Source organism: Micromonospora sp. NPDC002717 (genome assembly GCF_040295705.1).
Lineage (GTDB): Bacteria > Actinomycetota > Actinomycetes > Mycobacteriales > Micromonosporaceae > Micromonospora.
Genome location: NZ_JBEOVW010000015.1, coordinates 152,915 through 179,099 on the forward strand (window position 1 = coordinate 152,915; position 26,185 = coordinate 179,099).

The 26,185-nt window shown below is 75.6% G+C and carries 24 protein-coding genes and 1 pseudogene; 9 read left to right on the forward strand and 16 right to left on the reverse strand.

Annotation, left to right across the window (positions count from 1 at the left end; genetic code table 11):
* Window positions 1-10 precede the first annotated feature (10 nt).
* Window positions 11-814, reverse strand: a complete 804-nt coding sequence (trpC, locus tag ABT006_RS22595; protein WP_350681602.1) for an indole-3-glycerol phosphate synthase TrpC — start codon at window positions 812-814, stop codon at window positions 11-13.
* A gap of 486 nt (window positions 815-1,300) precedes the next feature.
* Between trpC and ABT006_RS22600 the strand changes: the two genes are divergently transcribed.
* Window positions 1,301-1,558: a hypothetical protein gene (locus ABT006_RS22600; RefSeq protein WP_350709287.1), complete on the forward strand. Its 258-nt coding sequence runs from the start codon at window positions 1,301-1,303 to the stop codon at window positions 1,556-1,558.
* Here the strand turns inward: ABT006_RS22600 and ABT006_RS22605 are convergent.
* The 6 genes and pseudogenes from ABT006_RS22605 to ABT006_RS22630 all read right to left on the reverse strand — a co-directional run bounded on the left by ABT006_RS22605 (window position 1,551) and on the right by ABT006_RS22630 (window position 6,515).
* Window positions 1,551-2,171: a Trp biosynthesis-associated membrane protein gene (locus ABT006_RS22605; RefSeq protein ID WP_350709289.1), complete on the reverse strand. Its 621-nt coding sequence runs from the start codon at window positions 2,169-2,171 to the stop codon at window positions 1,551-1,553. The two genes, ABT006_RS22600 and ABT006_RS22605, sit on opposite strands and share 8 nt — an antisense overlap.
* Window positions 2,168-3,757 (reverse strand): anthranilate synthase component I, encoded by a 1,590-nt coding sequence (locus ABT006_RS22610; RefSeq protein WP_350709291.1) that lies wholly within the window; start codon window positions 3,755-3,757, stop codon window positions 2,168-2,170. Before ABT006_RS22610 ends, ABT006_RS22605 begins: the two co-directional genes overlap by 4 nt.
* Window positions 3,754-4,191 (reverse strand): phosphoribosyl-AMP cyclohydrolase, encoded by a 438-nt coding sequence (gene hisI / locus ABT006_RS22615; RefSeq protein WP_350709388.1) that lies wholly within the window; start codon window positions 4,189-4,191, stop codon window positions 3,754-3,756. The genes ABT006_RS22610 and hisI overlap by 4 nt, the downstream gene beginning before the upstream one ends.
* Before the next feature lie 183 nt (window positions 4,192-4,374).
* Window positions 4,375-4,968, reverse strand: a pseudogene (locus ABT006_RS22620) (phosphoribosyl-AMP cyclohydrolase); the annotation flags it as partial.
* A gap of 159 nt (window positions 4,969-5,127) precedes the next feature.
* Entirely contained in the window at window positions 5,128-6,132 is a 1,005-nt protein-coding gene (locus ABT006_RS22625) for an aldo/keto reductase (protein ID WP_350709293.1), read from the reverse strand.
* Window positions 6,129-6,515: a MerR family transcriptional regulator gene (locus tag ABT006_RS22630; RefSeq protein ID WP_350709295.1), complete on the reverse strand. Its 387-nt coding sequence runs from the start codon at window positions 6,513-6,515 to the stop codon at window positions 6,129-6,131. The genes ABT006_RS22625 and ABT006_RS22630 overlap by 4 nt, the downstream gene beginning before the upstream one ends.
* A 108-nt stretch (window positions 6,516-6,623) precedes the next feature.
* Between ABT006_RS22630 and ABT006_RS22635 the strand changes: the two genes are divergently transcribed.
* From ABT006_RS22635 to ABT006_RS22645, 3 genes are read left to right on the forward strand one after another with little or no spacing between them, the layout of a single operon-like run.
* Window positions 6,624-7,361, forward strand: a complete 738-nt coding sequence (locus ABT006_RS22635) for an ABC transporter ATP-binding protein (RefSeq protein WP_350709297.1) — start codon at window positions 6,624-6,626, stop codon at window positions 7,359-7,361.
* The gene (locus ABT006_RS22640; protein ID WP_350709299.1) at window positions 7,358-8,113 is read left to right on the forward strand and encodes an ABC transporter permease; all 756 of its coding nucleotides are present in this window, start codon (window positions 7,358-7,360) and stop codon (window positions 8,111-8,113) included. The genes ABT006_RS22635 and ABT006_RS22640 overlap by 4 nt, the downstream gene beginning before the upstream one ends.
* 59 nt (window positions 8,114-8,172) lie before the next feature.
* Window positions 8,173-8,781 (forward strand): TetR/AcrR family transcriptional regulator, encoded by a 609-nt coding sequence (locus tag ABT006_RS22645; protein WP_350709301.1) that lies wholly within the window; start codon window positions 8,173-8,175, stop codon window positions 8,779-8,781.
* 60 nt (window positions 8,782-8,841) lie between these two features.
* On the opposite strand, the gene ABT006_RS22650 is transcribed toward ABT006_RS22645, so the two are convergent.
* From ABT006_RS22650 to ABT006_RS22660, 3 genes are all read right to left on the reverse strand, one after another.
* A complete protein-coding gene (locus ABT006_RS22650) occupies window positions 8,842-9,600 on the reverse strand; it encodes a DUF2470 domain-containing protein (RefSeq protein ID WP_350709303.1) in 759 nt (252 codons plus the stop codon).
* Between the two features lie 76 nt (window positions 9,601-9,676).
* The gene (locus ABT006_RS22655) at window positions 9,677-11,479 is read right to left on the reverse strand and encodes an ABC transporter ATP-binding protein (protein ID WP_350709304.1); all 1,803 of its coding nucleotides are present in this window, start codon (window positions 11,477-11,479) and stop codon (window positions 9,677-9,679) included.
* 114 nt (window positions 11,480-11,593) lie between these two features.
* The gene (locus ABT006_RS22660; protein WP_350709306.1) at window positions 11,594-13,474 is read right to left on the reverse strand and encodes an ABC transporter ATP-binding protein; all 1,881 of its coding nucleotides are present in this window, start codon (window positions 13,472-13,474) and stop codon (window positions 11,594-11,596) included.
* A 146-nt stretch (window positions 13,475-13,620) separates the two neighbouring features.
* Here ABT006_RS22660 and ABT006_RS22665 point away from each other — a divergent pair, with 146 nt between their 5' ends.
* The 3 genes from ABT006_RS22665 to ABT006_RS22675 all read left to right on the forward strand — a co-directional run bounded on the left by ABT006_RS22665 (window position 13,621) and on the right by ABT006_RS22675 (window position 17,291).
* A complete protein-coding gene (locus ABT006_RS22665; RefSeq protein ID WP_350709308.1) occupies window positions 13,621-14,250 on the forward strand; it encodes a TIGR03085 family metal-binding protein in 630 nt (209 codons plus the stop codon).
* Between the two features lie 125 nt (window positions 14,251-14,375).
* Entirely contained in the window at window positions 14,376-15,326 is a 951-nt protein-coding gene (locus ABT006_RS22670) for a terpene synthase family protein (RefSeq protein WP_350709310.1), read from the forward strand.
* Between the two features lie 138 nt (window positions 15,327-15,464).
* Window positions 15,465-17,291, forward strand: coding sequence for an AMP-dependent synthetase/ligase (locus ABT006_RS22675; RefSeq protein ID WP_350709312.1), 1,827 nt, complete (start codon window positions 15,465-15,467; stop codon window positions 17,289-17,291).
* 80 nt (window positions 17,292-17,371) lie between these two features.
* Here ABT006_RS22675 and ABT006_RS22680 read toward each other — a convergent pair whose 3' ends face one another.
* Complete coding sequence (locus ABT006_RS22680; RefSeq protein ID WP_350709314.1) at window positions 17,372-18,592, reverse strand: low temperature requirement protein A; 1,221 nt, start codon at window positions 18,590-18,592, stop codon at window positions 17,372-17,374.
* A gap of 124 nt (window positions 18,593-18,716) precedes the next feature.
* Window positions 18,717-20,174, reverse strand: coding sequence for a MocR-like transcription factor YczR (yczR, locus tag ABT006_RS22685; protein WP_350709316.1), 1,458 nt, complete (start codon window positions 20,172-20,174; stop codon window positions 18,717-18,719).
* A 57-nt stretch (window positions 20,175-20,231) separates the two neighbouring features.
* On the opposite strand from yczR, the gene yczE reads away from it, so the two are divergent.
* Entirely contained in the window at window positions 20,232-20,885 is a 654-nt protein-coding gene (yczE, locus tag ABT006_RS22690) for a membrane protein YczE (RefSeq protein ID WP_350709317.1), read from the forward strand.
* A 221-nt stretch (window positions 20,886-21,106) separates the two neighbouring features.
* On the forward strand, window positions 21,107-21,568 hold the full coding sequence (locus tag ABT006_RS22695) for a hypothetical protein (RefSeq protein ID WP_350709318.1): 462 nt from the start codon (window positions 21,107-21,109) through the stop codon (window positions 21,566-21,568).
* A 26-nt stretch (window positions 21,569-21,594) separates the two neighbouring features.
* On the opposite strand, the gene hisF is transcribed toward ABT006_RS22695, so the two are convergent.
* From hisF to ABT006_RS22715, 4 genes are all read right to left on the reverse strand, one after another.
* Window positions 21,595-22,362, reverse strand: coding sequence for an imidazole glycerol phosphate synthase subunit HisF (hisF, locus tag ABT006_RS22700; protein ID WP_350709320.1), 768 nt, complete (start codon window positions 22,360-22,362; stop codon window positions 21,595-21,597).
* A gap of 140 nt (window positions 22,363-22,502) precedes the next feature.
* Window positions 22,503-23,060 carry a DUF3558 domain-containing protein gene (locus tag ABT006_RS22705; RefSeq protein ID WP_350709322.1) on the reverse strand — a complete coding sequence of 186 codons (558 nt, stop codon included), beginning with the start codon at window positions 23,058-23,060 and terminating at the stop codon, window positions 22,503-22,505.
* Entirely contained in the window at window positions 23,057-23,335 is a 279-nt protein-coding gene (locus ABT006_RS22710; protein ID WP_350709324.1) for a hypothetical protein, read from the reverse strand. Before ABT006_RS22710 ends, ABT006_RS22705 begins: the two co-directional genes overlap by 4 nt.
* 46 nt (window positions 23,336-23,381) lie before the next feature.
* A complete protein-coding gene (locus ABT006_RS22715) occupies window positions 23,382-26,138 on the reverse strand; it encodes an AAA family ATPase (protein ID WP_350709326.1) in 2,757 nt (918 codons plus the stop codon).
* Window positions 26,139-26,185: the final 47 nt, after the last annotated feature.

A 26,185-nucleotide genomic window follows, 5' to 3' on the forward strand; every position in this document is an offset into this window, starting at 1 on the left:
CGGCGCGGGATCAGCGCACCGGGCGGGGCGTTGCCGGGTGGTTGCCGGCGTTGACCAGCTCGGCCACCGCCTCGCGGGGGCTCTTCTGGGTGACCAGGCCCTCGCCGACCAGGACCGCGTCGGCGCCCGCCGAGGCGTACCGGATGAGGTCGTGCGGACCACGCACCCCCGACTCGGCGATCTTGACGACGCTGCTGGGCAGGCCGGGCGCGATCCGCTCGAACACCGAGCGGTCGACCTCAAGGGTACGCAGGTTGCGGGCGTTGACCCCGATGACCTGGGCGCCGGCCTCCAGCGCCCGGTCGGCCTCCTCCTCGTCGTGCACCTCGACGAGCGCGGTCATGCCGAGCGACTCGATCCGCTCCAGCAGGCCGACGAGGGCGTTCTGCTCCAGGGCGGCGACGATCAGCAGCACCAGGTCGGCGCCGTGCGCCCGGGCCTCGTGCACCTGGTAGCTGGAGACCACGAAGTCCTTGCGCAGCACCGGGATGTTGACGGCGGCGCGGACGGCGGCCAGGTCGTCGAGCGAGCCGCCGAACCAGCGCCCCTCGGTGAGCACGCTGATCGCCCGCGCGCCACCGGCGGCGTAGTCGCCGGCCAGGTCGGCCGGGTCGGCGATCTCCGCCAGCCGCCCCTTGGACGGCGAGGAACGCTTCACCTCGGCGATCACCGCGACGCCCGGCTTGCGCAGGGCCGCGTACGCGTCCAGCGGCGGCGGCGCGGCGGCGGCCAGTTCGCGGATCCGCTCCAGCGGAACCTGCTCCTGTCGCCGGGCGACGTCCTCACGCACGCCGGCCAGGATCTCGTCGAGCACGCCAAGGGACGCCGCCGGACCGGCCTCGTCCCCCTCCGCGTGCGCATGCTCAGCAGTCACCAACGGACTCCCCTCTCCGGGTGTCATGGGCCGATGCTAGGGGGCGCCACCTGGCGACGGGTGCCGGGGGTATGGCGTGCCTCACGAGATGGGCTGCGGCATAATGGCCGACTTCCGGTGAACGGGACGTCACGCAGGGCGACCGCGCCCATCGACGTTTGTCACCCCGTCTCGTCGCCCCACCGCGCGGGACATCGGCCCGATCCTGTCCACTCCCGTGCCCGGCCGCCCGGCGCGGCCACGGCGGGACGCCGACCCCCCTGTGACCTAGCTCAAGGGCGAACGGCCCTTTCCCTGGTCACGGGCCGGACGGAGAGTTGACGTGTCGGTCACCACGGCGAAACGTGAGCCAGCCAGCATCTCTCTCGGGCAGACTCGATGTCGCGCCTGCCCCACCGACACCAACGATCTCCGTGCGGGGTGATCATGAGCACCGTCGAGCCCAACCAGACCATCGGACTGACGACCATCTCGCGTACCGTCGCGTCGCTCGCCGCCGGCGTGGTCCACACCCTGGAGCGCGCGGTGGTCGGCGAGGCCCGGATGCGGACCGCGCGCGGCAACGCCTGGGAGGCCGTCTGCGCCGACCGGGCCCGCGCCGACCAGCGGGCCGAACTGGACCGCCTGGTGGCGGAGCTGACGGCCGCCCGGGCCGCCGCCCGCGACCGCCAGCCCGTCAGCTGACCGTCGGATCCTCGCCGCGGTCCAGCGCGTCCCACGCCTCCGTCGTGCGCCGGCCGGTGACGCGGCCGCCCTCGCCCCGGGCGGCCGGCGCGCCGCCGCCCCGGGCCGGCCGCTCGTAGCGGGCGCCCATCGCCGGCCACCACCGGCCCCGCAGCGCGGTCAGCAGCCCGCCCGCCGCGGCGAGCACCCCGCCGACCAGGCAGAGCGCCGGCCAGTGCCGGCTGACCTCACCGTCGAACCCGGCGACCAGGCCGTAGCCGCCGCCGGCCGCCACCGCCACGCCGAGCCCGCACAGCAGCGCGCCCAGCAGCCGCCGCGACCGGCCCCGGGTGGCGAGCACCGCGCCGCCCCCGGCCAGCCCCACCAGGGCCAGCGCCGGCAGCCACGGCAGCAGGCCCGCGCCCGTGCGCGCGTCACGTACCGGCGGCAGCGGGGTGGGCCGGGCGGTCAGTTCGACCGCCCAGGTGCGGGTCGACGCCCAGAACGCCAGGCCCGCGCCGGCCACACAGAGCAGCACCGCGTACGTCAGCTCGCGCCGGCCCGCGACGGCCCGCGCGCGCTCATCGACCTCGGCCGCCCCCGGCTCGTGGCCGCGCGGCTGCGCCGCCGTCATCGGGCGGGCCGGAGGGTCTCGGCGGCGGCGATCGCGGCGAGCACCGCGGCGGCCTTGTTCCGGGTCTCCTGGTCCTCGGCGGCCGGGTCCGAGTCGGCCACCACCCCCGCCCCGGCCTGCACGTACGCCCGGCCGTCGCGCATCAGCGCGGTGCGGATGGCGATCGCCATGTCCAGGTCCCCACCGAAGCCGAAGTAGCCGACGGTGCCGCCGTAGAGGCCGCGGCGGACCGGCTCCAGTTCCTCGATGATCTCCATCGCCCGCACCTTCGGCGCGCCGGAGAGCGTGCCGGCGGGGAAGGTCGCGGCGAGCGCGTCGAAGGCCGTGCGGTCCTCCCGCAGCGTGCCGACGACGGTCGAGACGATGTGCATGACGTGGCTGTAGCGCTCGATGGTGGCGAACTCCGGCACCTCCACGGTGCCCGGACGGCACACCCGGCCCAGGTCGTTGCGGCCCAGGTCGACCAGCATCACGTGCTCGGCCCGCTCCTTGGGGTCGGTGAGCAGCTCCGCGGCGAGCCGGGCGTCGGCCTCCGGGCTGGCGCCGCGCGGCCGGGTGCCGGCGATCGGGTGCAGCAGCGCCCGCCGCTGCCCCTCCGCGTCGGCGGTCACCTTCAGGTGCGCCTCCGGGGAGGAGCCGACGATGTCGAAGCCGTCGAAGCGCAGCAGGTACATGTACGGGCTGGGATTGGTCGTGCGCAGCACCCGGTAGACGTCCAGCGGGTCGGCGTGCGTCTGCCGCTCGAACCGCTGGGCCAGCACGATCTGGAAGCACTCGCCCGCCCGGATCGCCTCCTTCGCCGCCTCCACCGCCTTCGGGTAACCGCCCTCGGGCGTGCGGCTGCGCACCTCCCCGGCGGGCGGCCGGTCGACGGTGGACACCATCGGCGGGATGGGCCGGGACAGGGCGGTGGTCATCGCGTCGAGCCGGCCGACCGCGTGGTGGTACGCGGCCGCGACCCGGGCCTCGCGGTCCGGCTCGTCCAGCGGCGGCAGGATCGCGTTGGCGACCAGGATCGCCGAGCCGTCGTAGTGGTCCAGCACCACCAGGTCGGCGGCGAGCATCATGCCCAGCTCGGGCAGGCCCAGGTCGTCCTCGGTCAGCTCGGGCAGCCGCTCGAACCGGCGGATCAGCTCGTAGCCGAGGTAGCCGACCATGCCCCCGGTCAGCGGCGGCATGCCGCTGGCCGCGTCCCAGGCCGGGCCGGCGAGGGCGTCGACGGTCTCGCGCAGCACCCGGACCGGGTCCCCGGAGGTGGGCAGGCCGGCCGGCGGCTGCCCGGTCCACACGGCGGCCCCGTCCCGCTCGGTCAGCGTGGCGCTGCTGCGTACGCCGATGAACGAGTACCGCGACCAGGCCAGCCCGGCCGAGCCGACGCCCTGCTCGGCGGACTCCAGCAGGAACGTTCCCGGACCGCCGGCCAGCTTGCGGTAGACACCGACCGGCGTCTCCGCGTCGGCGAGCAGCCGCCGGGTGACCGGGACGACACGCCAGCGGGCGGCCAGCTCGGTGAAGGAGGCCACGTCGGGGCTGACCGCGCCGTCGGTCCGGGACCCGCCGCCGGGCGTCGCGCGCTGCTTCGTCACCGGGCCCCCGCCTCTTCCCCGCTGACCGGCAGCTCCGTGAAGAAGCAGGTGCGGTGCCCGGTGTGGCAGGCCGCGCCGACCTGGTCGACGTCGACCAGCAGCGCGTCGCCGTCGCAGTCCAGGGCGACCGAGCGGACGTACTGGTGGTGCCCGGAGGTGGCGCCCTTGACCCAGTACTCCTGGCGGCTGCGCGACCAGTAGGTGGCCCGCCCGGTGGTCAGGGTGCGGTGCAGCGCCTCGTCGTCCATCCAGGCGACCATCAGCACCTCGCCGGAGTCGTGCTGGCGGACCACCGCGGCCACCAGGCCGTCGGGGGTGCGGCGCAGCCGGGCGGCGATGGCCGGGTCGAGCCGGGACGCACGGGCCGGGCCGCCGGCCGCGGGCTCCTGCGGAGTGGGGTGGACGCCGGTCACCGGCGCGTCAGGTACGGGCACAGTGACCCATTGTCCCGCACGCGGGGCGGGCACCGGCGACGGCTCCCGCCGGGGGCGCGGCGGCCGGCCGGCGGGCCGGGTCAGCTGGTCGACGTAGCGGTCCAGCCGGCCGTCGACCAGGGCGTCGGCCAGGTCCGCGCCGGCGACCCCGGCGATCTCGGCGGCGTACGGGCGGATCAGCGGCAGGGCGCCGGCGACCAGGCGGGCCGCGGCGGCGCAGACCTGCCCGACCGAGCCGGGGCGCAGCCCGAGGCAGAGCAGCATGTCCTCCCGGTAGTTCGGTGGCGCCACCGGCAGGTCGAGGGCGGCGGCGAAGGCCTCCCGGCGGGACGCCACCCGGACCGTCGGGTTGGCCGGCCGCAGCACGGACGGGCAGAGCCGGGCCAGGTCGGCGGCGGCCAGCCGGACGCCGAGGTGGTCGTCCGCGTCCCGCGCGCCCGCCACCTTGCCGAGAGTGGCGATCAACTCCTCCAACTGCGGCTCGCCGGCCGGCTGGCAGAGCACCGGCAGGTCGATCCGGACCCGCCAGTGCGGATCCGCCCAGAGCAGCCGGGCCGGCGCCGTCACCGGCAGCCCGAACGCCCAGTCGGCCGGCTCGCCGAGCCGGCTCAGCCAGGAACGCACGTCGCGGGCGGCCACGGAGACGTGGGTCAGTCGCCCGGCGTGCTCCGCCAGGTACGCCCGGTGGGCCGCGTACGGGGCGCCACCGAGCAGCACGTCGACGTCGACGTCGCTGTGCGCGGTGGCGGCCCGCCGGGCGTGGCTGCCGCGCAGCATGATGCCGACGACGGGCTGCTCGGCGCCGGCCCGCAACCGGGCGGCCCATTCGCGGAGGAACCCCTCGTCCGGTGACGGAGCGTGACCCACGGCGCCATCGTGCCGTACGCCCGATCGGTGCGCAATGCCCGATGGCGGACCCGGTGTCCGGTCCGAAGGCTAATGCCCGACGAACCTCATCGACGCCTCGGGGTACCGTTCGCCGGCCGCCGCGCCCGACGGCACCGCCTCGCCCAGCCGGGACCGCTGCGTCGGGGTGAGCCGGATGTCGGCCGCCGCCGCGTTCTCCTCCAGCCGGTGCGCCCGTCGGGTGCCCGGGATCGGGAAGACGTCCCCGCCCTGGGCGAGCAGCCAGGCCAGGGCGGCCTGGGCCGGGGTGCAGCCGATCTCGTCGGCCACCGCCCGCACCTCGTCGACCAGCTTCAGGTTGGCGTCGAGGTTGCCCTCGGCGAAGCGCGGCGCCGCCCGGCGCCAGTCGTCGGCGGCGAGCTGCTCCCGGCTGGTGATCGCCCCGGTCAGCAGCCCCCGCCCCACCGGCGAGTACGCGACCAGCGCCACCCCCAGCTCCCGGCAGGTGGCCAGCATCTCGCCCTCGACGTCCCGGCTGAACAGCGAGTACTCCATCTGCACGGCGGTCACCGGGTGCACCGCGTGCGCCGCGCGCAGGGTCGCCGGGCTGACCTCGGACAGGCCGATGAGCCGCACCTTGCCGGCGGCCACCTGCTCGGCCATCGCGCCGACCGTGTCCTCGATCGGGGTGGCCGGGTCGCGCCGGTGCAGGTACCACAGGTCGATGGCGTCCACCCCGAGCCGACGCAGGGAGGCGTCGCACGCCGTGCGCGCCCAGGCCGGGCTGCTGTCCACGTACGCACCGGGGCTGCCGGTGGCGCCGGAGCCGTCGCCGCGCAGCCGGTTGCCGAACTTGGTGGCCAGGAAGACCTCGTCGCGGCGCGCCCGCACCACCGGGGAGAGCAGTTCCTCGTTGCGGCCCCGGCCGTACATGTCGGCGGTGTCCAGGTGGTTCACGCCCAGGTCGAGCGCCCGGTGCAGGGTCCGGGTCGACTCGGCGTCGTCGGCCCCGCCGTAGGCGAAACTCATCCCCATGCAGCCCAGCCCGATCGCGGAGACCTCCGGCCCGGCCGCGCCCAGCCGACGGCGGATCATCGGCACCCCTCCGCCCGGCGGTAGTTGTCGATCTTGTAGTTGAGCACCTTCAGGTCCTCCTCCAGCTCGGCCATCCGGCTCAGCACGCGGGAGCGGTGCGCCTCGAACAGCGCCCGCCGGGCGGCCAGGGTGGCGTCGCCCTGCCGGGCCAGCTCGGCGTAGCGGCGCATGTCCCGTACGGGCATGCCCGTACGGCGCAGCCGGGTGAGCAGGAACAGCCAGTCGACGTCCCGTTCGGTGTAGCGGCGGCGCCCGGCCGAGTCCCGCCCGACCGGGGCGACCAGCCCCTCCTGCTCGTACCAGCGCAGCGTGTAGGTGGTCAGGCCGACCCGCTCGGCCGCCTCGCCGACGGTGAGGGTCGTTTCCCGCGTGCTGATGTCCACGCCCCCAGGCTTCCAGTTCGAGTGCACGCGAAGTCAACCGTTGCGACCCGGAAGACATCTCCACTAGCGTCGAGTTCAACAGCCGTTGAGTTTCCGGGGAGGTGGGCGATGGACGAGGCGATCGCCGTCCGTGACCTGGTCGTCGACCGGGGCGGGTGGCGGGTGCTGCACGGCATCAGCGCGTCCGTGCCGCGCGGCCGGGTCACCGGCCTGCTCGGGCCGAGCGGCAGCGGCAAGACGACGCTGATGCGCGCGATCGTCGGAGTGCAGGTGGTCGGCGCCGGCTCCGTCACCGTGCTCGGGCGCCCCGCCGGAACGCCGGAGCTGCGCCGCCGGGTCGGCTACCTCACCCAGGCGCCCAGCGTCTACGCCGACCTCACCGTGCGGGAGAACGCGCGCTACTTCGCCGCCCTGCACGGCCGGGGCCGGGCCGACGCCGACCGGGCGGTCGCCGACGTCGGGCTCGCCGGGGCGGCCGGCCAACTCGTCGGCAGCCTCTCCGGCGGGCAGCGCAGCCGCGCGTCCCTGGCCTGCGCGCTGGTCGGGGAGCCGGAGGTGGTCGTCCTCGACGAGCCGACGGTCGGCCAGGACCCGGTCCTGCGGGCCGACCTCTGGGCCCGGTTCCACGCCATGGCCGCCGCCGGCACCACCCTGCTGGTCTCCAGCCACGTGATGGACGAGGCGGCCCGCTGCGACCGGCTGCTGCTGATCCGCGAGGGGCGGCTGATCGCCGACGACACCCCGGACGCGGTGCGCGCCGCCGCCGGCGTCGACGACCTGGACGAGGCGTTCCTGCGGCTGATCAGGGCGGGCGAGGCGGGCGCCGCCGGACGGGAGGCGTCGTGAACCCGCGGATCCTGGCCGCCACCACCGGCCGCATCCTGCGCCAGCTGCGGCACGACCGGCGCACCGTGGCGCTGCTCGTGGTGGTGCCGTCGGCGCTGCTCGCCCTGGTCTACTTCATGTACGTCGACCAGCCCGCCCCGCCGGGGCAGCCGTCGACGTTCGACCGGGTCGCCCTGGTGATGCTCGGCTTCTTCCCCTTCGTGATCATGTTCCTGGTGACCAGCATCGCGATGCTGCGCGAGCGCACCACCGGCACCCTGGAGCGGCTGCTCACCACCCCGCTGGGCAAGCTCGACCTGCTCTTCGGCTACGGCATCGCGTTCGGGCTGGCCGCGGTCGTCCAGGCCGTCATCGCGTCCGCCGTGGCGTACGGGGTCTTCGACCTGGACACCGCCGGCAGCAGCGGTCTGGTGATCATGATCGCCGCGCTGAACGCGGTGCTCGCGGTCGCGCTCGGGCTCTTCTGCAGCGCCTTCGCCCGCACCGAGTTCCAGGCCGTACAGTTCATGCCGGTCGTGGTGGTGCCCCAGTTGCTGCTCTGCGGGCTGTTCGTGCCCCGGGGCGAGATGGCCGGCTGGTTGCAGGCGGTCAGTGACGTGCTGCCGCTGTCGTACGCCGTCGAGGCGCTGCAGGAGGTGGGCGCGAACGCCGAGCCGACCGCCACCATGTGGCGGGACATGGCGATCGTCGCCGGCGCGGCGGTGCTGGCGCTGGTGCTCGCCGCGGCCACCCTGCGGCGGCGCAGCGGCTGACGCCACCGGCACCCGCCCCGGTGGGACCGGCGGCGGACGACGACGAGCGAAGGGCGGCGATGGCGCGGCGGACCGGACGGCGACCCGGCAACCCGGACACCCGGGAGGCGATCCTCGGGGCCGCCCGCGCCGCCTTCGCCGAGCGGGGTTTCGACGGGGCCTCGATCCGGGCCATCGCCGCCGCCGCGCAGGTGGACCCGGCGCTGGTGCACCACTACTTCGGCAGCAAGGACCAGCTCTTCCTGGCCGCGATGCACGCGCCGGTCGACCCGGGCGAGCTGCTGCCGAAGGTGCTCGCAGGAGACCGGGAGGGCCTCGGGGAGCGGCTGGTCCGCACGTTCCTGGGCGTCTGGGACTCCCCGGCCGGCACCGCCGGGGTGGCCCTGCTGCGCTCGGCGGTGAGCAACGAGTGGACCGCCCGCCTGCTGCGGGAGTTCCTGGTCAGCCAGGTGCTCCGCAAGGTCCTCGACCAGCTCGACGCCGACCCGGCCGAGCTGCCGCTGCGGGGCTCGCTGGTGGCCAGCCAGATGATCGGGCTGGCCATGATGCGACACGTGGTCCGGCTGGAGCCGGTCGCCTCGGCCGCCCCGGAGACGCTCGTCGCGGCGGTCGGCCCGACGGTGCAGCGCTACCTGACCGGCGACCTCGCCGAGGTCTTCGCCGGCTGACCCGCGCCGGCACCCCTGGCCGGCCGAGCGGCACCCGGCGGCGGGCCAGCCGCGGCGGGCTCAGGCGTGGTCGGCGTGCCGGGAGGCGGCGTGGCGGCAGAGCATCGGGTGCAGGAGGCGGGCCAGTTCCTCCTCGCCGTCGAGCGGGCGCGGGAAAGCCAGGCGGGCCCGCCGGCGGGCGCCGGGCCGGCCGTGGTCCACCAGCAGGCCGTACCGGTCGATCCGGACCACCCGGAGCGCGGCGTCCGGGGCGCTGTCGGCCAGGCCGAGCTGCCGCCGAAGGTAGGCGGCCACCTCGGCCGCGTGGTGCTCGGCGAGGTCGGCCAGCAACCCGGCCTCGACCGCGTGCAGGGGGTCCGGCTCCGCCTCGGCGTACGCCGTGGGGTCGATCCGGCGCACGGCGTCGGCGCGTTCCCAGCGGGCCTCGGCCACCTCGAAGCGGTGCAGCCGGAACCGGGTGCCGACGTCGAGCAGGTCGCCGGTCGGCTCGACCGCCGCGAAGTCCAGCGCGGCCCGGCGTTCCTCCGCGCCCTCCAGGCGGGTCGCCCAGCCGGAGACCCAGGCCCGGCCGAGGCTCGGCGCGCCCGCGGCGGGCGGCAGGTCGAGCACGTCCAGCACCAACGCCACGTCGGACTCGCCGTCGGCGGGCCGCAGTGCGGCGGCGAGGTCGCTGACCACCGGCACCAGCAGCAGCACCCGCCCGTCCGGGTCGGTCACGTGCCGGACCTGGTGCGGGCCGGGTCGGTGCGCGACGTGGGCGATGCCGGGCAACCGGCCCGCGACAAGGGTACGGACGATCTCCGCCGGGCTGGGCCGCATGACACGACCTCCTTTGGTTAGGCTTACCTAACCCGGAGACTAGAGCACCGGTTCGGAGACGTCCAGCGGGATCGGGTCAGCGGGTCTGCTCCAGCCACGAGGCGTAGAGCAGGCCGTAGACCGACTCCGGGTCGCGGACCAACTCGTCGTGCGGGCCGCGCTGCACGATCCGGCCCCGGTCCACCACGATCACCTCGTCCGCGGACTGCGCAGTGGAGAGCCGGTGCGCGATGGCGAGGGTCGTCCGCCCCCGCGTCACCGCGTCCAGGGTGCGTTGCAGCCGCACCTCGGTGGCCGGGTCCACCGCGCTGGTCGCCTCGTCCAGCACCAGCAGGTCCGGGTCGGCCACGTACGCGCGGGCCAGCGCGACCAACTGCCGCTCCCCCACGCTCAGCGCCTCGCCCCGCTCCCCCACCGGGGTGCGCAGGCCCGCCGGCAGCCCCTCCAGCCAGTCGGCCAGACCCAACTCCGTGAAGGCCGCGGCGAGCTGCTCGTCGGTCAGCTCGGGGCGGGCGAAGCGCACGTTCTCCGCCACGGTGGCGTCGAAGAGGAAACCGTCCTGCGGCACCATCACCACCCGCGACCGCAGCGAGGCGAACCGGACCTGCTCCAGCGGCACCCCGGAAAGCAGCACCCGGCCGGCGGTCGGGTCCATGAGCCGGGTCAGCAGCTTGGCGAACGTGGTCTTGCCGCTGCCGGTCTCGCCGACCACCGCCACCCGGCTCTTCGCCGGGATCTCCACGTCGATCCCGTGCAGCACGGGCGGGCCGCCCGGGTAGGCGAAGCCCACCCCCGCGAAGCGGATGTCCAGCGGGCCGGGCGGCAGCTCGCGCCCCTGCTCGCCGGGGTCGGCGACGTCCGGCGCGACGTCCAGCACGTCCAGCACCCGGCGCCAGCCGGCGATGGCGTTCTGCGCCTCGTTGAGCACCTCCGTGGCGATCTGCACCGGCTGGATGAAGAGGGTGACCAGGAAGAGGAAGGCGGTCACCTCGCCGACGCTCAGGGTGCGGTCGGCGCCCAGGGTCACCCCGAGCACCACCACGCCCGCGAGGGCGAGCCCGGCGGCCAGCTCACCGACGGAGCTACCCATGATGCTGATCCTGATCGCCCGCTGCTGCGCCCGCCGCTGGCCGTCGATCGCCTCGTCGAGCCGGCGCGCGGTGCGCCCGGCGATCCCGTACGCCCGGATGACCGGCGCGCCGACCACGCTCTCCCCGATCGCGCCGAGCAGCGCTCCCGTGCGCTGCCGGACCACCCCGTACGCCCCGGCGAGGCGGCGCTGGAGCACCCGGATCACGAGCACGGCGGGCAGGAAGGCGGCGTAGACGACCAGGGTCAACTGCCAGGAGTACGCCAGCATCACCAGCGTGGTGACCACCAGCTGGCCGAGGTTGATCACCAGGATCACGCCGCCCCACTGGAGGAACTGGGTGATCTGGTCGACGTCGCTGGTCACCCGCGACACCAGCGAGCCGCGCCGCTCGGACTGCTGGTGCAGCATGGACAGGTCGTGCACGTGCCGGAATGCCCGTACCCGCACGTTGGCCAGCGCGGTCTCGCTGACCGTGAACAGCCGGCGCATCATCAGGTAGCCGCAGACCGTGGTCACCACCAGCACGGCGGCGGTGGCGGCGACCACCGTCCAGACCACGGTCAGGTCCAGACCACCGACGATGCCGTTGTCGATGCCCTGCTGCACGGCCACCGGCACGGCCGCCCGGCCGACCATGTAGACCAGGGCCAGGCCGAGCGTGCCGGCCAGGCCGACCCGCAGCTCCGGGGAGAGCGCCAGGCCCCGCCGCAGCGTCCGCCAGGTCGTCTCGGTCACCTCGGCCGTCTCGGCCGACTCCGCCTTGCGCTCGGTCGTGGTCGCGCTCATCGGCCCCGCCTTTCGTTCGCGACTGCGGGGCTCCGCTCCGCTGCACTCCTCGCGCTCACCGGGCCCGCCTCTCGTTCGCGACTGCGGGGCTCCGCTCCGCTGCACTCCTCGCGCTCACCGGTCCACCTCGATCTCCAGGCCCGAGTTCAGCGGGGCGACCTCGTCGTACGTCTCGTCCTTGGCGTGGTCGACCTCGGCCTGCTCGTAGGCGGTGACCAGGTCGGCGTAGCCGGGCACGGTGGCGAGCAGCTCGGCGTGCGTGCCACGGGCGACCACCCGACCCTGCTCCAGGTAGACCACCTCGTCGGCCAGCGCGATGGTGGCCCGCCGGTAGGCGACCACCAGGATCGACGCGGCCGGCGCGCCGGGCTCCCCGGCGGAGGACCGCAGCCCGGCCAGGATGGCCGCCTCCACGCGGGGGTCGACGGCGCTGGTCGCGTCGTCGAGGACGAGCAGGCGTGGCCGGCCCGCGAGCGCGCGGGCCAGGGTGAGCCGCTGCCGCTGCCCGCCGGAGAGCGAGGTGCCCCGCTCGCCGACCTTCGTGTCGAGGCCGTCGGGCAGTGCGGCGACGAAGCCGTCCGCCTCGGCGAGCCGCAACGCGGCCCAGACGTCGTCGTCGCCGATGCCCGGCCGGTCCAGGGTGATGTTGGCCCGCACCGTGTCGTCGAAGACGAACGGCACCTGGGCGACCAGCGCGGCGGTGCGGGCCAGCGAGGCGGCGGTGAGCCGGCGCACGTCCACCCCGTCCAGGGCGACCGTGCCGGCCCGGGGGTCGACCAGCCGCACGGCCAGCGAGGCGATCGTGGACTTGCCGGCGCCCGTCGGCCCGACCAGGGCGACGGTCTTCCCCGCGGGCACGGTGAAGGAGACCTCGCCGAGCACCTCCGTGCCGGGCAGGTGCGCCTCGGCGGGCTCGTAGCCGAACCGGACGCCGGTAAAGGTGAGGGGGGCGGGGCGGAGGTCGGCCGGGTCGAGCGTCGTGTCGCCGTACGGCATCTCGCCGGTGGCGTCGAGGACCCGGCGGACCCGGTCCCAGCCGGCGACGCTGCGCGGCAGCTCCGCCAGCACCCAGCCGATGGCCCGGACGGGGAAGGCCAGCACGGTGAAGAGGAAGGCGACGCTGACCAGCTCGGCGACGCTGATCGCGCCCTGCCGCAGCCGGAACGTGCCGACCACCAGCACCGCGAGGGTGCCGAGGCTGGGCAGGGTCTCCAGCACGGGGTCGAAGACGCCGCGCAGCCGCCCCACCGACACCAGCGCGTCGCGCAGCTCGCCCGCGCGGGCGGCGAACCGGTCCGTCTCCTGGGCCTCCCGGCCCATCGTCTTGACCACCAGGGCGCCGTCGAAGCTCTCGTGGGCGATGCCGCTGACCTCGGCGCGCAGCCGCTGGGCCCGCGCCTGGCGGGGGGCCATCCGGCGCGAGTAGGCGACGTTGAGCGCGAAGAGCGCCGGGAAGACCGCCAGGCCGACCAGGGCCAGCGCCCAGTCGGTGGCGAAGAGCGAGGCCACCGCGCCGACCAGCATCACCAGGGTGCCGACCGCGAACGGCAGCGGGGCGATCGGGTGCCAGGCGGCCTCGACGTCGGAGTTGGCGTTGGACAGCAGGGTGCCGGTGGCGTTGCGGTGGTGCCAGGACAGCGGCAGCTCCAGGTAGCGCCGGGTGACCCGGCGCCGGTAGGCGGCCTGGAGGCGGTACTGCATGTAACCCGCGCCGAGCCGGCGGCCGAAGATGCCGGCCACCCGCAGCACGCTGATGCCGAACAGCGCGACGGCGGCCAGGGCGAGCGCCCCGACCCCGACCGAGCCGCGCTCGATCGCCGGGACCACCACGTCGCCGACCACCGCGCCCACCACGAACGCGCTGGCCACCGTCATGGCGCCGAAGAGCACGCTGCCGGTCACCGCGACCGCGAAGATCCGCGGCTGCTCCCGGATGGCCACCCCGAGGACGGCCAACCCCCGACCGAGCACGTCCCGACTTGTCCTGCTCGCCACGCTCTCCCCCGCCGTAAGCCGCAATTATCTCCCTCATCCTTACCGGTCGGGGCCAGCTCCGCCGCCCCGGGCCGCTATGTCCGCCGTCACGGCCAGCCCGCCGCGCCGGCGCGCCGACCCGGGCGCCCGCGCTTACGATCGATGCCATGCCGCGGTACGCCCGATCGGAGCGCGAGGCGCTCGCCGACCTGATGCTCACGCTGGGACCGGACGCCCCGACGGTCAACGAGGGATGGACGACCCGCGACCTGGCCGCCCACCTCGTGCTGCGCGAGCGCCGCCCGGACGCCGCCGGCGGCATCCTGCTGCGGCCCCTGCGCGGGTACGCCGAGCGGGTGCGCCGGCACATCGCGGCGCGCCCCTGGCCCCGCCTCGTCGAGCAGGTGCGCCGGCCACCGGTGTGGAGCCCGGTCAGCAACCCGGTGACCGACGAGCTGGCCAACACGATGGAGTTCTTCATCCACCACGAGGACGTGCGCCGCGCCCGTCCGGGCTGGCTCCCGCGCGACCTGGCGGCCCGGCTCCAGGCGGCACTGTGGACGCGCGCCGCCGGGCTGGCCCGGCTGGCACTGCGCCGGTTCCCGGCCGACGTCTTCGTGCAGGCGCCGGGCTACGGCGCGCTCTCCGTCGGCCGGGGCGGCGAACCCGTCCGGGTCGTCGGGGCACCCGGCGAACTGGTTCTCTTCCTCTCCGGCCGGCAGCGGGTGGCCCGGGTGCAGATCGACGGGCCGGCGGCGCTGGCCGACCGGCTGCGCAACACCCACCTGGGCATGTGACGGACTGCACGGAAGCGGTCACCATATCGCCGGCAGGACGCCTCTCCCCAACGACCGCCGCCGATCCCCCCTCCCGTACGCTGTCCCGCGCCGTCCCGCCCGGGGGCGGCGCGACAGGGGGCGCCATGCGGACCTTCGCACTCTCGGCGCTGCGGGAACCCCCTTTTCCCGCGCGCCGGCACGACGCCACGGATCAGGTGGCACAGGAGAGCACCGAGTGGGTGCTCGGCCACGGCCTGATCGCTAGCGGGCACCGACTCGACCGGCTGCGCCGGGCCGACGCCGCCGGCCTCGCCGGTCGGGCCTGCCCGGAGGGGCCGGTCGACCGGCTGCGGCTGCTCGCCGACCTGATCTCCTGGCTGTTCGTGATGGACGACGCCTGCGACGAGGACGGCCTCGGCGACGGCCCCACCCGGCTGGCACCGACCGTCGCCGCCATGCTGGACGTGCTGGACCGGCACGGCGACCCGGTGGCGCCCGCCGGCGCCGCCGGCCCGCTGGGCGACGCGCTGGCCGACCTGTGCCGGCGCGTGCGCGCCGCCGGGACGCCGGCGGTGCTGCTGCGCTTCACCAGCCAGGTGCGGGAGTACCTGCTGGCGCTGCTCTGGGAGGCCGCGAACCGCGAGCACGGCCGGGTGCCGGAGCTGGCGGAGTACGTCCAGATGCGCCGGCACACCGGCGCGGTCCACCCCAGCTTCACCCTCACCGAACTGGCCGCCGGCGGTCGGCCGGAGGCGGCCGCCCGCGCCGAGCCCACGCTGGTCACGCTCGACCTGCTCGCCGCCGACCTGGTCTGCTGGTGCAACGACGTCTTCTCGTACGGCAAGGAGAACCTCGCCCAGCCGGACGGCCACAACCTGGTGGCCGTCATCGCCGCCGGGCGGTCCGGCGGCGACGAGCCGTCGGCCCTGCGGGCGGCGGCCGACCGGTTCAACGAGTCCCTGGCGGCCTACCTGGCGACGGAGTCGGCCCTGCTGGCCACCGGCGACGAGGGCCTGCGACCGGCGGTGCTCGCCCGCCGCAACTGGATCCGGGCCACCTACGACTGGTCGCTGCGGGCCGCCCGGTACGCCTGAGGGTGTTCCAGGTCCCGGGACGTGGCCCAGCCGTGATCGACCGGGGCTGGCCGACGCCCGGGGTGCAGGCAATACTCTTCGGTAACGAATACTGACGTGACGACCGTCACGCCTCCACCCCCGAAGGCGGCTACAGCGATGGCTCTCGATGTACCGTACCGCTCCATCCCGGACATGTTCCTCAAGCGCGTGGCGGCGTCCCCCGACCGCGACGCCTTTGCCCACCCGGCCTCCGACGACTCGGGGCCGGTCTGGTTGACCTGGGCACAGGTGGCCCGCCGCGCCAAGGCGGTCGCCGCCGGGCTGCACGGGCTCGGCGTCGGCCAGGAGGATCCGGTGGCGATCCTGGCCAACACCCGGCTCGAATGGGTGCTCGCCGACCTCGGCATCATGTGTGCCGGGGGCGCGACCACCACCGTCTACCCCACCACCGAGCCGGAGGACGCGACCTACATCATCGCCGACTCGGGCTCCCGGGTGCTGTTCGCCGAGAACCCGGCCCAGGCCGCCAAGATCGCCGGAGCCGACCTGCCGGCCCTGACCCACGTGGTGCTCTTCGACGGCGCGGCCGACCCGTCCGCCGCCGTCCCGCAGCTCACCCTCGCCGAGCTGGAGGAGCAGGGCGCCCGGGCGCTGGCCGCCGAGCCCGACCTGATCGAGATGCTGGTCGCCGGGATCGGCCCCGACCACCTGGCCACCCTGATCTACACCTCCGGCACCACCGGGCGCCCGAAGGGCGTCGAGCTGCTGCACGGCGGCTGGTGCTGGGAGGGTGTGGCGCAGGCCGAGCTGGGGCTGCTCCGCGACGACGACCTGCAGTACCTCTGGCTCCCGCTGTCCCACTCGTTCGGCAAGACGCTGCTCTGCGGGGTGATCCACGTGGGCCTGCCGACGTACGTCGACGGGCGGGTGGACAAGCTGGTCGAGCTGCTCGCGGTGGTGAAGCCGACGCTGATGTGCGGCGCTCCGCGGGTCTTCGAGAAGGTCTACAACAAGGCGGTCACCACGGCCCAGGACGCCGGCGGCGCGAAGGCGAAGATCTTCGCCTGGGGCGTGCGGGTCGGCAAGGAGAGGGTCGCCCTGGAGCAGGCCGGCAGGCCGGTCCCGACGGGGCTGAGACTGAAGTACGCGGTGGCCGAGAAGCTGGTGTTCAGCAAGCTCCAGGCCCGCCTCGGCGGCCGGATCCGGGTGCTCGTCTCGGGCGCCGCCCCGCTCAGCGCGGAGATCGCCACCTTCTTCGCCGCCGCCAACCTGCCGATCTCCGAGGGCTACGGCCTCACCGAGACCAGCGCGGGCAACTTCGTCAACCCGCCGGACGGGCTGCGGATCGGCACCGTCGGCAAGGCGTTGGGCGATCTGGAGTGCCGGATCGACACCGACGGCGAGATCCTCGTCCGCGGCCGGCCGGTCATGCGCGGCTACCACAACCTGCCCGAGGAGACCGCCGCCGCGTTCACCGAGGACGGCTACTTCCGCACCGGCGACATCGGCACGCTGGACGCCGAGGGCTACCTGAAGATCACCGACCGGAAGAAGGACCTGGTCAAGACCTCGGGCGGCAAGTACATCGCGCCCTCGCACATCGAGGGGATGTTCAAGGCGACCTGCCCGTACACCTCCCAGGCGGTGGTGATCGGCCAGGCCCGCAACTACTGCACGATGCTGGTCACGCTGGACCCGGACGCGATCAGGGGCTGGGCCGCCGGCACCCCGCTGGAGGGCCGCGACTACGCCGAGATCGTCGCCTCGCCCGAGGCGCAGGCCATGGTCGAGGAATACGTCGCGGAGCTCAACGCCAAGCTCAACCGCTGGGAGACGATCAAGAAGGTCGCCATCCTGCCGCGCGACCTGACCATCGAGGACGGCGAGATCACCCCGTCACTCAAGATCAAGCGCAGTGGGGTGGAGAGCAACTTCGCCGCCGAGATCGAGAAGATGTACGCCGGCACGCTCGCCGAACTCTGAGCACGCCGCGTCGGTGGCCCCGCGCCCGCCGGGCACGGGGCCACCGTCCGTCACAGGTGGCCCCGCCACCTCCGGCGGGGTCAGCGGCCGGGCTCGGGCCCGGCGCCGTGCGCGGCCAGCGACGCGTCCCGCAGGGCTCGCCGGTCCTCGCCGAAGAGCCGCACCTCGGCCGCCACCATGCCGACGCAGACGACGGCGAGCACCGCGAGCGCGGCCAGCGCCGGCAGCCGGTCGGCCAGCGGCACGAGAGCGACCAGGAGCACCACCGTCACCGCCCGTGGCCAGTTCACCGAGCCCATGTTGCGCAGCCGGAAGCCCAGGTGCCCGAGCAGGTAGAGCACCACCCCGCCATAGAGGGCGTAGAGGCCCAGGCCGTGCAGCGGGTCGGTGAGGTCGTGCGCGCTGCCGTCGCCCACGTACGACAGGACCTTCTTGAAGCCGAGCGCGAGCAGGATGATGCCGACCACCATCGGCAGGTGCAGGTACGTGTACGAGTCCCGGCCCAGCGCGGCGCGAGCCGCGCCCTCGGCCCGGTGCAGCACCTGCTCCGCCGCGATGGCCACCACGTCGAAGTACGCCCACCACAACGCGGCCGTCACGGTGATGGCCAGCACGGAGGCGACGATGATCGGCCAGGAGATCGGCAGGTGCGTGACGCCGACGCCGATGGCCACCAGCGACTCCCCCAGCGCCACGATGATGATCAGCCCGTGCCGCTCGGTCCAGTGCGCGGCCGAGAAGATCCGCCAGCCATCCGCCCCGATGGCCATGATCCCGCCGTAGTCCACGGCCAGCGCGAGCACCCACAGCGCCGTACGGATGGTGGAGACCCGGGCCGGGTCGTCGGCGAGCTGCTGCGGCAGCAACGCGGCGGAGAAGAGCAGCAGCGCCCCGCCCAGCATGGGCAGCACCGCCCGCAGCAACTGCCGGCGCAGCCCCTCGTCGCCACGCGCGGCGTGCCAGTAGATCACCAGGTGCAGCACACGCACGACGAGGTAGCACGCGGCGAAGACCACCGGCCCCGAGAGCCCGCCGGGCAGGTCGTCGAAGGCCTCCGGGATGGTCACCGCGACCACGAACATGGCGGCCATGACCGCGAACAGGGCCACCCGGACGACGCCCTCGTCGGCCCGGACCGTGTTGCCGAGCCACGCGTAGCAGCACCAGCACCACCAGAGCAGTGCCAGCACGAGCAGGCCACGCAGCAACCCACGCCCGGTGAGGTCGTCGGCCATCAGGGCGGTCACCTGGGTGAGCGCGTAGACGAAGACCAGATCGAAGAAGAGTTCGAGCGGGGTCACGGTGGACCCCTCCCGCATGACCCGCATGCGCGGCGCACGCCGCGTCGTACTACCTGTCGCCACGGCGCACAGTCTGGCAGCCGCCTGCGGTGGAGAGTGTCCCGGCCGGGCCGGCGTCCCGGCGTCAGGCGATGACGGCCGGTTCCCGCCACTGCGGCCGGCCGCCGCGGTCCAGGTCGTACCGGACGGCGGCGATCCGCCCGACCGCCTCGACGAGGTCGCCGACGGGCAGGGTGAACGGCAGCCGCAGGAAACGCTCCAGCGTGCCGTCCAGGCCGAACCGGGGACCGGGCGCCAGCCGTACGCCGACCTCCTCGCTGGCCCGGGCGAGCGCGCTGGAGATCGGGCCGTCGAGTTCGGCCCACAGGGTCACGCCGCCGTGCGGCACCGTGACCCGCCACTCGGGCAGGCGCTGGGCGAGCGCCGCCAGCAGCGCGTCGCGCTGGGCCGTGAGCTGCGCCCGACGCGCGGCGACGATGGCCGGGGCGTCGGCGAGCAGGTGGACCGCGACCAACTGGTCCAGCACCGGGCTGGCCATGTCGACGCCGACCCGGGCGGCGGCCAGCCGCTGCACCTGCGGGGCCGAGGCGCGCACCCAGCCGATCCGCAGGCCGCCCCAGAAGGGCTTGCTCATCCCGCCGATGGTGACCACGCGGGAGTGCCGGTCGAAGCTGGCGGTCGGCGGGGGCAGCACCGTCCCGTCCAGGGGCAGGTCGACGAAGGACTCGTCGACGACCAGGTCGGTGCCGACGGCGTGCGCGGTGCCGACCACCCGCTCGCGCAGCGACGCCGGCATCAGGTGGCCGGTCGGGTTCTGGAAGTCCGGGATCAGGTACGCCAGCTTGGGCCGGGCCTGGCGGAGGCTGCCGAGCAGCAGGTCGGCGTCCCAACCGGGCTCGTCGACGGCGAGGCCGTGGGTGGTGATCCGGGCCCGCCGGGCGGCCAGCGCGGCCAGCGCGTTGGGGTAGCTGGGCGCCTCGACCAGCACGTTGCCGCCCGGCGCGAGCGACAGGCGCAGCACCAGGTCCAGCGCGTGCTGGGTGCCGTTGGTGACCATGATCTGGTCGGGCGAGGTGGGCAGGCCACGCTCGGTGTACGCGCGGGCCACCGCCTCACGCAGCTCGATGATCCCGGTCGGGTGGTAGCCGGCGCCGCCCAGGTAGCGCGGCAGGTCCTCGGCGGCGGCCCGGGCGGCCGGCAGCAACTCCGGCGGGGCGGCGAGCGCGGCCACGCCGAGATCGATCATGTCCCGGTCGTCCAGCGGGGTCCACAGGCCCGTGCTCGCCACCCGGTGGGTGCCGGGGAGCATGGTCCAACTGCCGGCACCGCGCCGGCTGGCCAGGTGGCCGCTCTCCCGCAGCTCCCGGTACGCGGCGGTGACCGTGGTCCGGCTGATCTTCAACGCTTCGGCGAGCTCCCGCTCGGCCGGCAGGCGTACGCCGAGCGGCAGCCGGCCGTCGGCGAGCAGGCCCCGCACGGCACCGGCCAGGGCGGCGTAGTCGGGGCTGCGGCGGCGGCCCGGAAGCGCATGCCACTGGCCGAGAAGGCGAGCCAATTGCGCACCCCGAACCTGACTCGTCATGCCACCCCTCCGACATTGGCTCTTCCATCTCGCCAATTGGACCCTAGAGTGGCATGGGTGGCAGCGATTGGCAATCTCCGGCATCGTCCCGCGCGGCGGCTGACCCAGCTCTACGCGGGGCTCGTCCTCTACGGCGTGAGCATGGCCCTCATGATCAACTCCGGGCTGGGCCTCGATCCGTGGGACGTGTTCCACCAGGGCCTGGCCGAGCTGACCGGCCTCTCCTTCGGCACGGTCACCATCGCGGTGGGCGCACTGGTGCTGCTGCTCTGGATCCCGCTGCGCCAGCGCCCCGGCCTCGGCACGGTGAGCAACGTCCTGGTGATCGGGCTGGTGGTGGACGCGACACTGGCCCTGCTGCCGGCCGGCGGGCCGCTCGGCGTACGGATCGGGCTGCTGGTGGCCGGCATCGTGGCCAACGGCGCGGCCACCGGCCTCTACATCGGCGCCCGCCTCGGCCCCGGCCCCCGCGACGGCCTGATGACCGGCTACGTCGCCCGGCGGCCCGGCCGGTCGATCCGGCTGGTCCGCACCGTCATCGAGGTCACCGTGCTGGCGCTCGGCTGGCTGCTCGGCGGGACGGTCGGCGTCGGCACGGTCGCCTACGCGCTAGCCATCGGCCCGCTGACCCAGGTCTTCCTGCCGCTGTTCACCGTCCCCGAGCCGGCGGAGGTCGCCCCGGGCCGGGTCGAGCCGCTCCCCGCGGCCTGACCGGTCCCACCGCGGCGAACGACTCCCGGCACCACCCCGGACCCTCCCGGCCCGGACCGGTCACGCCGCTCCGGGCGACCCGACCGCTCCGCCGCGAACGGGCCCTCCGGCGACCGACCCTCCGCGCGAACCTCGTCCGCAGGCGGCCACGGACCCCTGTTCCGGGAGGCCCGCCCGTCCTCGGTGTTCCCTTCGGCCGCCACGCCCGGCAGAATCCTGGCATGGGGGAGAACGGTTGGCGCTGGACCGATGCCTGGATCTTCGTCTCGCTGGTGATCGCCAGCGGTGCCGGCCGGCACCGCCGGGCCGCGTCCAGCCGCCGGCCCGAGGGCGTGCGCCTCGCCGACGTGCTCTCCACCGCCGACCACCTCAACCAGGCGATCCCCGAGCGACACGAGGTGGAGGCGGCGGTCCGTCGCCTCGTCGGAGCCGGGCTGGTCAGCGTCACCGACGGCTGGTTCCGGATCACCGCCGACGGTGAGCGGCTCTGGCGCACCCGACCGAGCGCCGGGCTGGCCACGACGGTGGACACGGTGCAGGGCGTGCTCAGCCGGCGACACACCCCGGTCAGCGCGGAGTGGCACCTCGACGAGGAGGAGCACGCCGCGGCCGTCCAGGAATACGTGGTGCGGTCGATCCCGGCGCCCCGGCGCTCCCCCGAGAACCGGTCCCGCCCGGACTGACCCCGCCCGACGACCCGGGCCCCCGGTCAGCGGACCGGGTGGCCGGCGCCGCGCAGCGCGTCCTTGACCTCGGCGACGGTCAGCTCCCCGAAATGGAAGACGCTGGCGGCGAGCACCGCGTCCGCGCCGGCGCCGACGGCCGGCGCGAAGTGCGCCACCTCGCCCGCGCCACCGCTGGCCACCACCGGCACGTCGACCACCCGGCGCACCGCGCCGATGAGTTCGAGATCGAAGCCGGCCTTGGTGCCGTCGGCGTCCATCGAGTTGAGCAGGATCTCTCCCGCGCCCAGCTCGGCGCCCCGCCGGGCCCAGTCGACCGCGTCCAGCCCCGTGCCGCGCCGGCCGCCGTGGGTGGTCACCTCGAAGCCGCTGGGCGTGGTGCCGGCCGGCGCGCGCCGCACGTCGAGCGAGAGCACCAGCACCTGCCGGCCGAACCGGTCGGCGATCTCGGCGATCAGCTCGGGGCGGGCGATCGCGGCGGTGTTCACCCCGACCTTGTCCGCGCCGGCCCGCAGCAGGGTGTCGACGTCGGCGACCTGCCGGATGCCGCCGCCGACGGTCAACGGGATGAAGACCGACTCCGCGGTGCGGCGGACCACGTCGAGCATGGTGCCGCGGTCGCTGGCGGAGGCGGTGACGTCGAGGAAGGTCAGCTCGTCCGCGCCGGCCCGGTCGTACGCCGCGGCCAGCTCCACCGGGTCGCCGGCGTCGCGCAGGTCGAGGAAGTTGACCCCCTTGACCACCCGCCCGGCGTCCACGTCCAGACACGGGATCACGCGTACCGCCACCGTCATGCCGCGAGCCTATCCTTCCCGGTGACGGCGCTGACCGGCCCTGTGAGGCCGACCACCGCCGTCGCCACGGGTTCCCCGCCCTGCCGGAGGTGTCCGGAGGGTGCCCCTCCGCACGCCCGGACGAGCATCCCGCCCACCGCTCAGAGCCGTCCCGCCACCGTACGGGCCACCCGCTCCAGCGGCGCGCGGTTCTCCGCCGGGTCGTTGAGCCGCACCAGGCGCACCGACGCCCAGACCCCCGACCGGTGCACGAAGACGGCCTCGTGGCTCGCGTACGCCTCGTCGCCGACCCCGGCCAGCGGCCGCAGCTCGTGGCCGAGGTCCCGCTCGATGTCCAGGAACTTCCTCGCGCCCTCGCCCACGAAGATCTCCACCTGGGCCGTCGGCCCGCTGGTCGGCCCGGTGTAGGTGCAGGTCTCCCGCACCGGCTGACCCTCCTCCAGCGGGGTGCCGGCGAGCTGTTCGGCCTCCCGCCGGGACACGAGCGCGCACGGGTCCGGGGCCGACGCCGCCGGCGTCGGGGAGGGCTCGGCGGCCGTGGTCCCGGCGACCACCGCCTCCGGGGTCGCCTCGACACCGGCGACGGGCGGGGTCTCCTCCGTATCCCCGCAGCCGGCCACCGGCCCGGCCGTTGCGAGCAGCCCGGCCAGCAGCAGCACGGACCGCCGGTGACGACGGATCTGCTTCGGTACGGTCACGGTCGGTCTCCTCCACTCCACGGCGCCGGGGCGTCCGGCACGGTGATCCACTCGGCCGGGGCCAGCCGGTCGACACGCCAGCCGGCGGCGGCGGCCGCCTCGGCCACCGTCTCCGCGTCGGGCCCCTCGACCAGCGCCAGCGCCACGTCGTCGGCCGGGATCCGCAGCGCGCCCCGCAGCCGGGTGACGCCGGTGCTCAGCGCGCCGGCCGGCACGTCGGCGCACTCCCCCGGAACGCGGTCGTAGCGTTCGAGGACGAAGAGTCGGGTGGCCATGCGTCGACGCTAGGCCCGCCCGACGCCGGGGTAATCGGGTGTTTCCCTACCCTTCGCCGTCGGCCGCGCGGGCCATCGCGGCACCGAGTTCGGCACGGCTGGCGACCCCGAGCTTGCGGTAGATCCGCGCGAGGTTCGCCTCGACCGTCTTCGGGCTGATGAACAGCGTGTCGGCGATGACGCGGTTGGTGCGACCGGCGGCGGCGAGCCGGGCCACCTCGCGTTCCGTGCCGGTGAGCTGGCGGGGCGCGGGCGGGCGGCCGCCGGTGCGGCCCGCTTCCGCGCGGGCCCGGGCCGCCAGGGCGGCCGCCCCGAGCGCCTCGAACTCGGTGGCCGCCGCGACCAGCGCCTCCCGCGCCTCGCGGCGGCGCCGCACCCGCCGGTACGCGACCCCGGCCACCAGCAGGCAACGGGCCCGGTCCAGGGGCAGCACGTCGGCGGGCACCGCGGCCCGGGCGGCGGCCAGCTCCGCCAGGGCGTCCGACGGGTCCCGGCCCCGGGCGCCGGCGAGCAGGGCCCGACTGCGGGCCAGGCCCAGCGTGGTCCACGGCCGCGGCAGCCGCCGGTGCCGGGCGGCCAGCCGGTCCAGCACCGCCTCGGCGGTGACCAGGTCACCCGCGCCGACGCAGGCCTCCAGCCAGTCCGGCTCGAAGCGCTGGGCGATCGGCTCGACCAGGCCCAGCTCGTCGACGGTCGCGGCCAGCTCGCCGTAGTGCCGGGCGGCGGCCGGCAGCCGGCCACCGGTCAGCGCGGCGAAGCCGGCCAGCTGGGCGTAGATCCGCCGCCGCCAACGGTCGTCCAGCTCGGCGGCCCGGCGCAGCCCGTCCTCGGCGACGCGGGCGGCCTCGGCCAGCTCGCCCCGGTACGCGTGGAGCAGCCCGTCCAGCCAGTGTTCGCCGGCCGAGTCGCTGCCGTACTGCTCGCCCAGTTCGCGGGCGGCGGCGATGTGCGCCGCGGCGGCCGGATAGCGCCCGGCGAGCAGCTCGGTCTCCCCGAGGTGGCAGAGGAGCTCGTGCTGGGAGGGCTCGTCGCCGCGGGCGGCGGCCCGCTCCAGCATCCGGTGCAGCCGGTCGCGGGCCCGCCCGTGCTCGTCCACCGCCTTCCACCAGGCAGCCGGCACGATGCCCGCCAGCCAGGACGGTTCCTCCCCCTCCAGCGCCAGCCCCCGGTCCAGCAGGTCGGCGCGGGCCGGCAGCCCGGCGCGCACCTCGTTGAAGAAGAGCAGCAGCAGCGCCGCGGCGTGCACCGGGCGGTCGTCCGGGCGGTCGGCCAGCAGGGCGACCGCCGCCTCCGCGTGCCGCCGGGCCGGGTCCGGCGCGTCCCGGAACAGGCTGAGGTGCGCGTGGATCCGCCCCGCCAGCGACGAGCCGGGCGGGGCGGCGTCGAGCGCCCGGTCGGCCGCCGCCCGGACCGCCTCCGGCGGCTCGTCGGAACTCCACGCGACGACCGCCCGCAGCAGCAGCGCCTCGGCGCGCGCCGGCCCGGTCAGCTCCTCGGCCGCGCGGTCGGCGGCAACCTTCGCGGCCGGGTAGTCGCCGCTGTCGAACCGGCACTCCGCGGCGGCCAGTCGCCACCGCGCGTGCCCGCCGGGCGCGCCCGGCGGGGCGAGCCGGGCCGCGCTGTCGTACAGCCCGGCCGCCGTCTCCGGTGCCCCCCGGCTGCGTTGGCGCGCGGCTGCCGCCGCGATCTCGGCCGCCGCCGCCGGGTCGGGGCCGGCGACGCACCGGGCCAGCTGCCGGGCCCGCTCGTCCGGGTCGGTCGCGGTGTCGGCCAGCAGCCGGTGCGACCGGCGGCGCACCCCCGGCGGCACGTCGTCGCGGACGGCGGCCGCGTAGACGGGGTGGGTGAACACGACCTCCTCCCCGCGCACCGCGACCAGGCCGGCCTCCTCGGCCGGGTCGAGGGCGGCCGCCGGGACCCCGGCCCGGGCCAGCCCCGCCACGGTGGGCAGGCCGGAGAGGGCGACCAGCCGGATCGCGTGCCGGGTGTCCGGCGGCAGGGCGGCCACCCGCTCGGCGACGAGCTGCCGCAGCGACGGCGCGGCCGGCAGGTCGGCACCGGGCGCCGGCAGCTGCGGCATCCGCAGGACCGCCCGGGCCAACTCGATGGCGAGCAGCGGATTACCCCCGGACTCCTCGGCGATCCGCACCAGCAGGGGCCGGGGCAGCGCCGTCCCGGTCTCGTTGTGCAGCACGTGGTGCAGCGCCCCCACGCCGAGCGGGCCGAGGGCCACCCGGTCGAGTCGGGCGCCGGCGGCGCCGCGGTCGAGCCCGAGCGGGGCCGGCTCCGTCCCGGCGGGTTCGGCGCGGGCGGTGACCAGGACGGCGACCCGGGGCACCAGCCGGCGCACCGCGAACCGCAGCGCGCGCTCGCTCGGCGGGTCGAGCCACGGGGCGTCGTCGACGGCCAGCAGCAGCCGCGGCGCGGCCGGGTCGGCGGCGGCGTCCAGCAGCGACCGGGTGGCCGCGCCCACCGTCCGCTCGTCGACCGGCTGCGCCACCTCGTCGCCGGCGAGCAGCACCCCGCCGAGCGCCGCGCGCTGCGGCGCGGGCAGCTCGGGCACCCGGGCGGCGAGCGGGGCCAGCAGATCGGCGAGCGCCGCGAACGGCAGCGCCGCCTCCGTCTCCGTCGGCGCGCAGGCCAGCACCAGCCAGCCGGCCCGGCCGGCCGCGGCCAGCAGCGCCCGGTGCACGACGGTCTTGCCGATCCCGGCAGGGCCCTCCACCAGCACCGACCGGCCCTCGTCCAGAGCCCGCCAGGCGCGGTCGACCACCGTGTCCCGACCGACGGCCGCCCCGTTCACCGGGTCAGTCTGGCACCGGCGGGCCGGGTCGGTCGAGGGCCGGACGG

What these genes read in the sequence shown, in the direction of transcription:
- ABT006_RS22600 (WP_350709287.1), top strand. Translation starts at nt 1,301, where the DNA reads ATGAGCACCGTCGAGCCCAACCAGACCATCGGACTGACGACCATCTCG.
- ABT006_RS22650 (WP_350709303.1), bottom strand. Translation starts at nt 9,600, where the DNA reads ATGCGGCCCAGCCCGGCGGAGATCGTCCGTACCCTTGTCGCGGGCCGG.
- ABT006_RS22645 (WP_350709301.1), top strand. Translation starts at nt 8,173, where the DNA reads ATGGCGCGGCGGACCGGACGGCGACCCGGCAACCCGGACACCCGGGAG.
- ABT006_RS22665 (WP_350709308.1), top strand. Translation starts at nt 13,621, where the DNA reads ATGCCGCGGTACGCCCGATCGGAGCGCGAGGCGCTCGCCGACCTGATG.
- ABT006_RS22625 (WP_350709293.1), bottom strand. Translation starts at nt 6,132, where the DNA reads ATGATCCGCCGTCGGCTGGGCGCGGCCGGGCCGGAGGTCTCCGCGATC.
- ABT006_RS22605 (WP_350709289.1), bottom strand. Translation starts at nt 2,171, where the DNA reads ATGACGGCGGCGCAGCCGCGCGGCCACGAGCCGGGGGCGGCCGAGGTC.
- ABT006_RS22710 (WP_350709324.1), bottom strand. Translation starts at nt 23,335, where the DNA reads ATGGCCACCCGACTCTTCGTCCTCGAACGCTACGACCGCGTTCCGGGG.
- hisF (WP_350709320.1), bottom strand. Translation starts at nt 22,362, where the DNA reads ATGACGGTGGCGGTACGCGTGATCCCGTGTCTGGACGTGGACGCCGGG.
- ABT006_RS22670 (WP_350709310.1), top strand. Translation starts at nt 14,376, where the DNA reads ATGCGGACCTTCGCACTCTCGGCGCTGCGGGAACCCCCTTTTCCCGCG.
- ABT006_RS22655 (WP_350709304.1), bottom strand. Translation starts at nt 11,479, where the DNA reads ATGAGCGCGACCACGACCGAGCGCAAGGCGGAGTCGGCCGAGACGGCC.
- yczR (WP_350709316.1), bottom strand. Translation starts at nt 20,174, where the DNA reads ATGACGAGTCAGGTTCGGGGTGCGCAATTGGCTCGCCTTCTCGGCCAG.
- ABT006_RS22635 (WP_350709297.1), top strand. Translation starts at nt 6,624, where the DNA reads ATGGACGAGGCGATCGCCGTCCGTGACCTGGTCGTCGACCGGGGCGGG.
- ABT006_RS22695 (WP_350709318.1), top strand. Translation starts at nt 21,107, where the DNA reads ATGGGGGAGAACGGTTGGCGCTGGACCGATGCCTGGATCTTCGTCTCG.
- ABT006_RS22675 (WP_350709312.1), top strand. Translation starts at nt 15,465, where the DNA reads ATGGCTCTCGATGTACCGTACCGCTCCATCCCGGACATGTTCCTCAAG.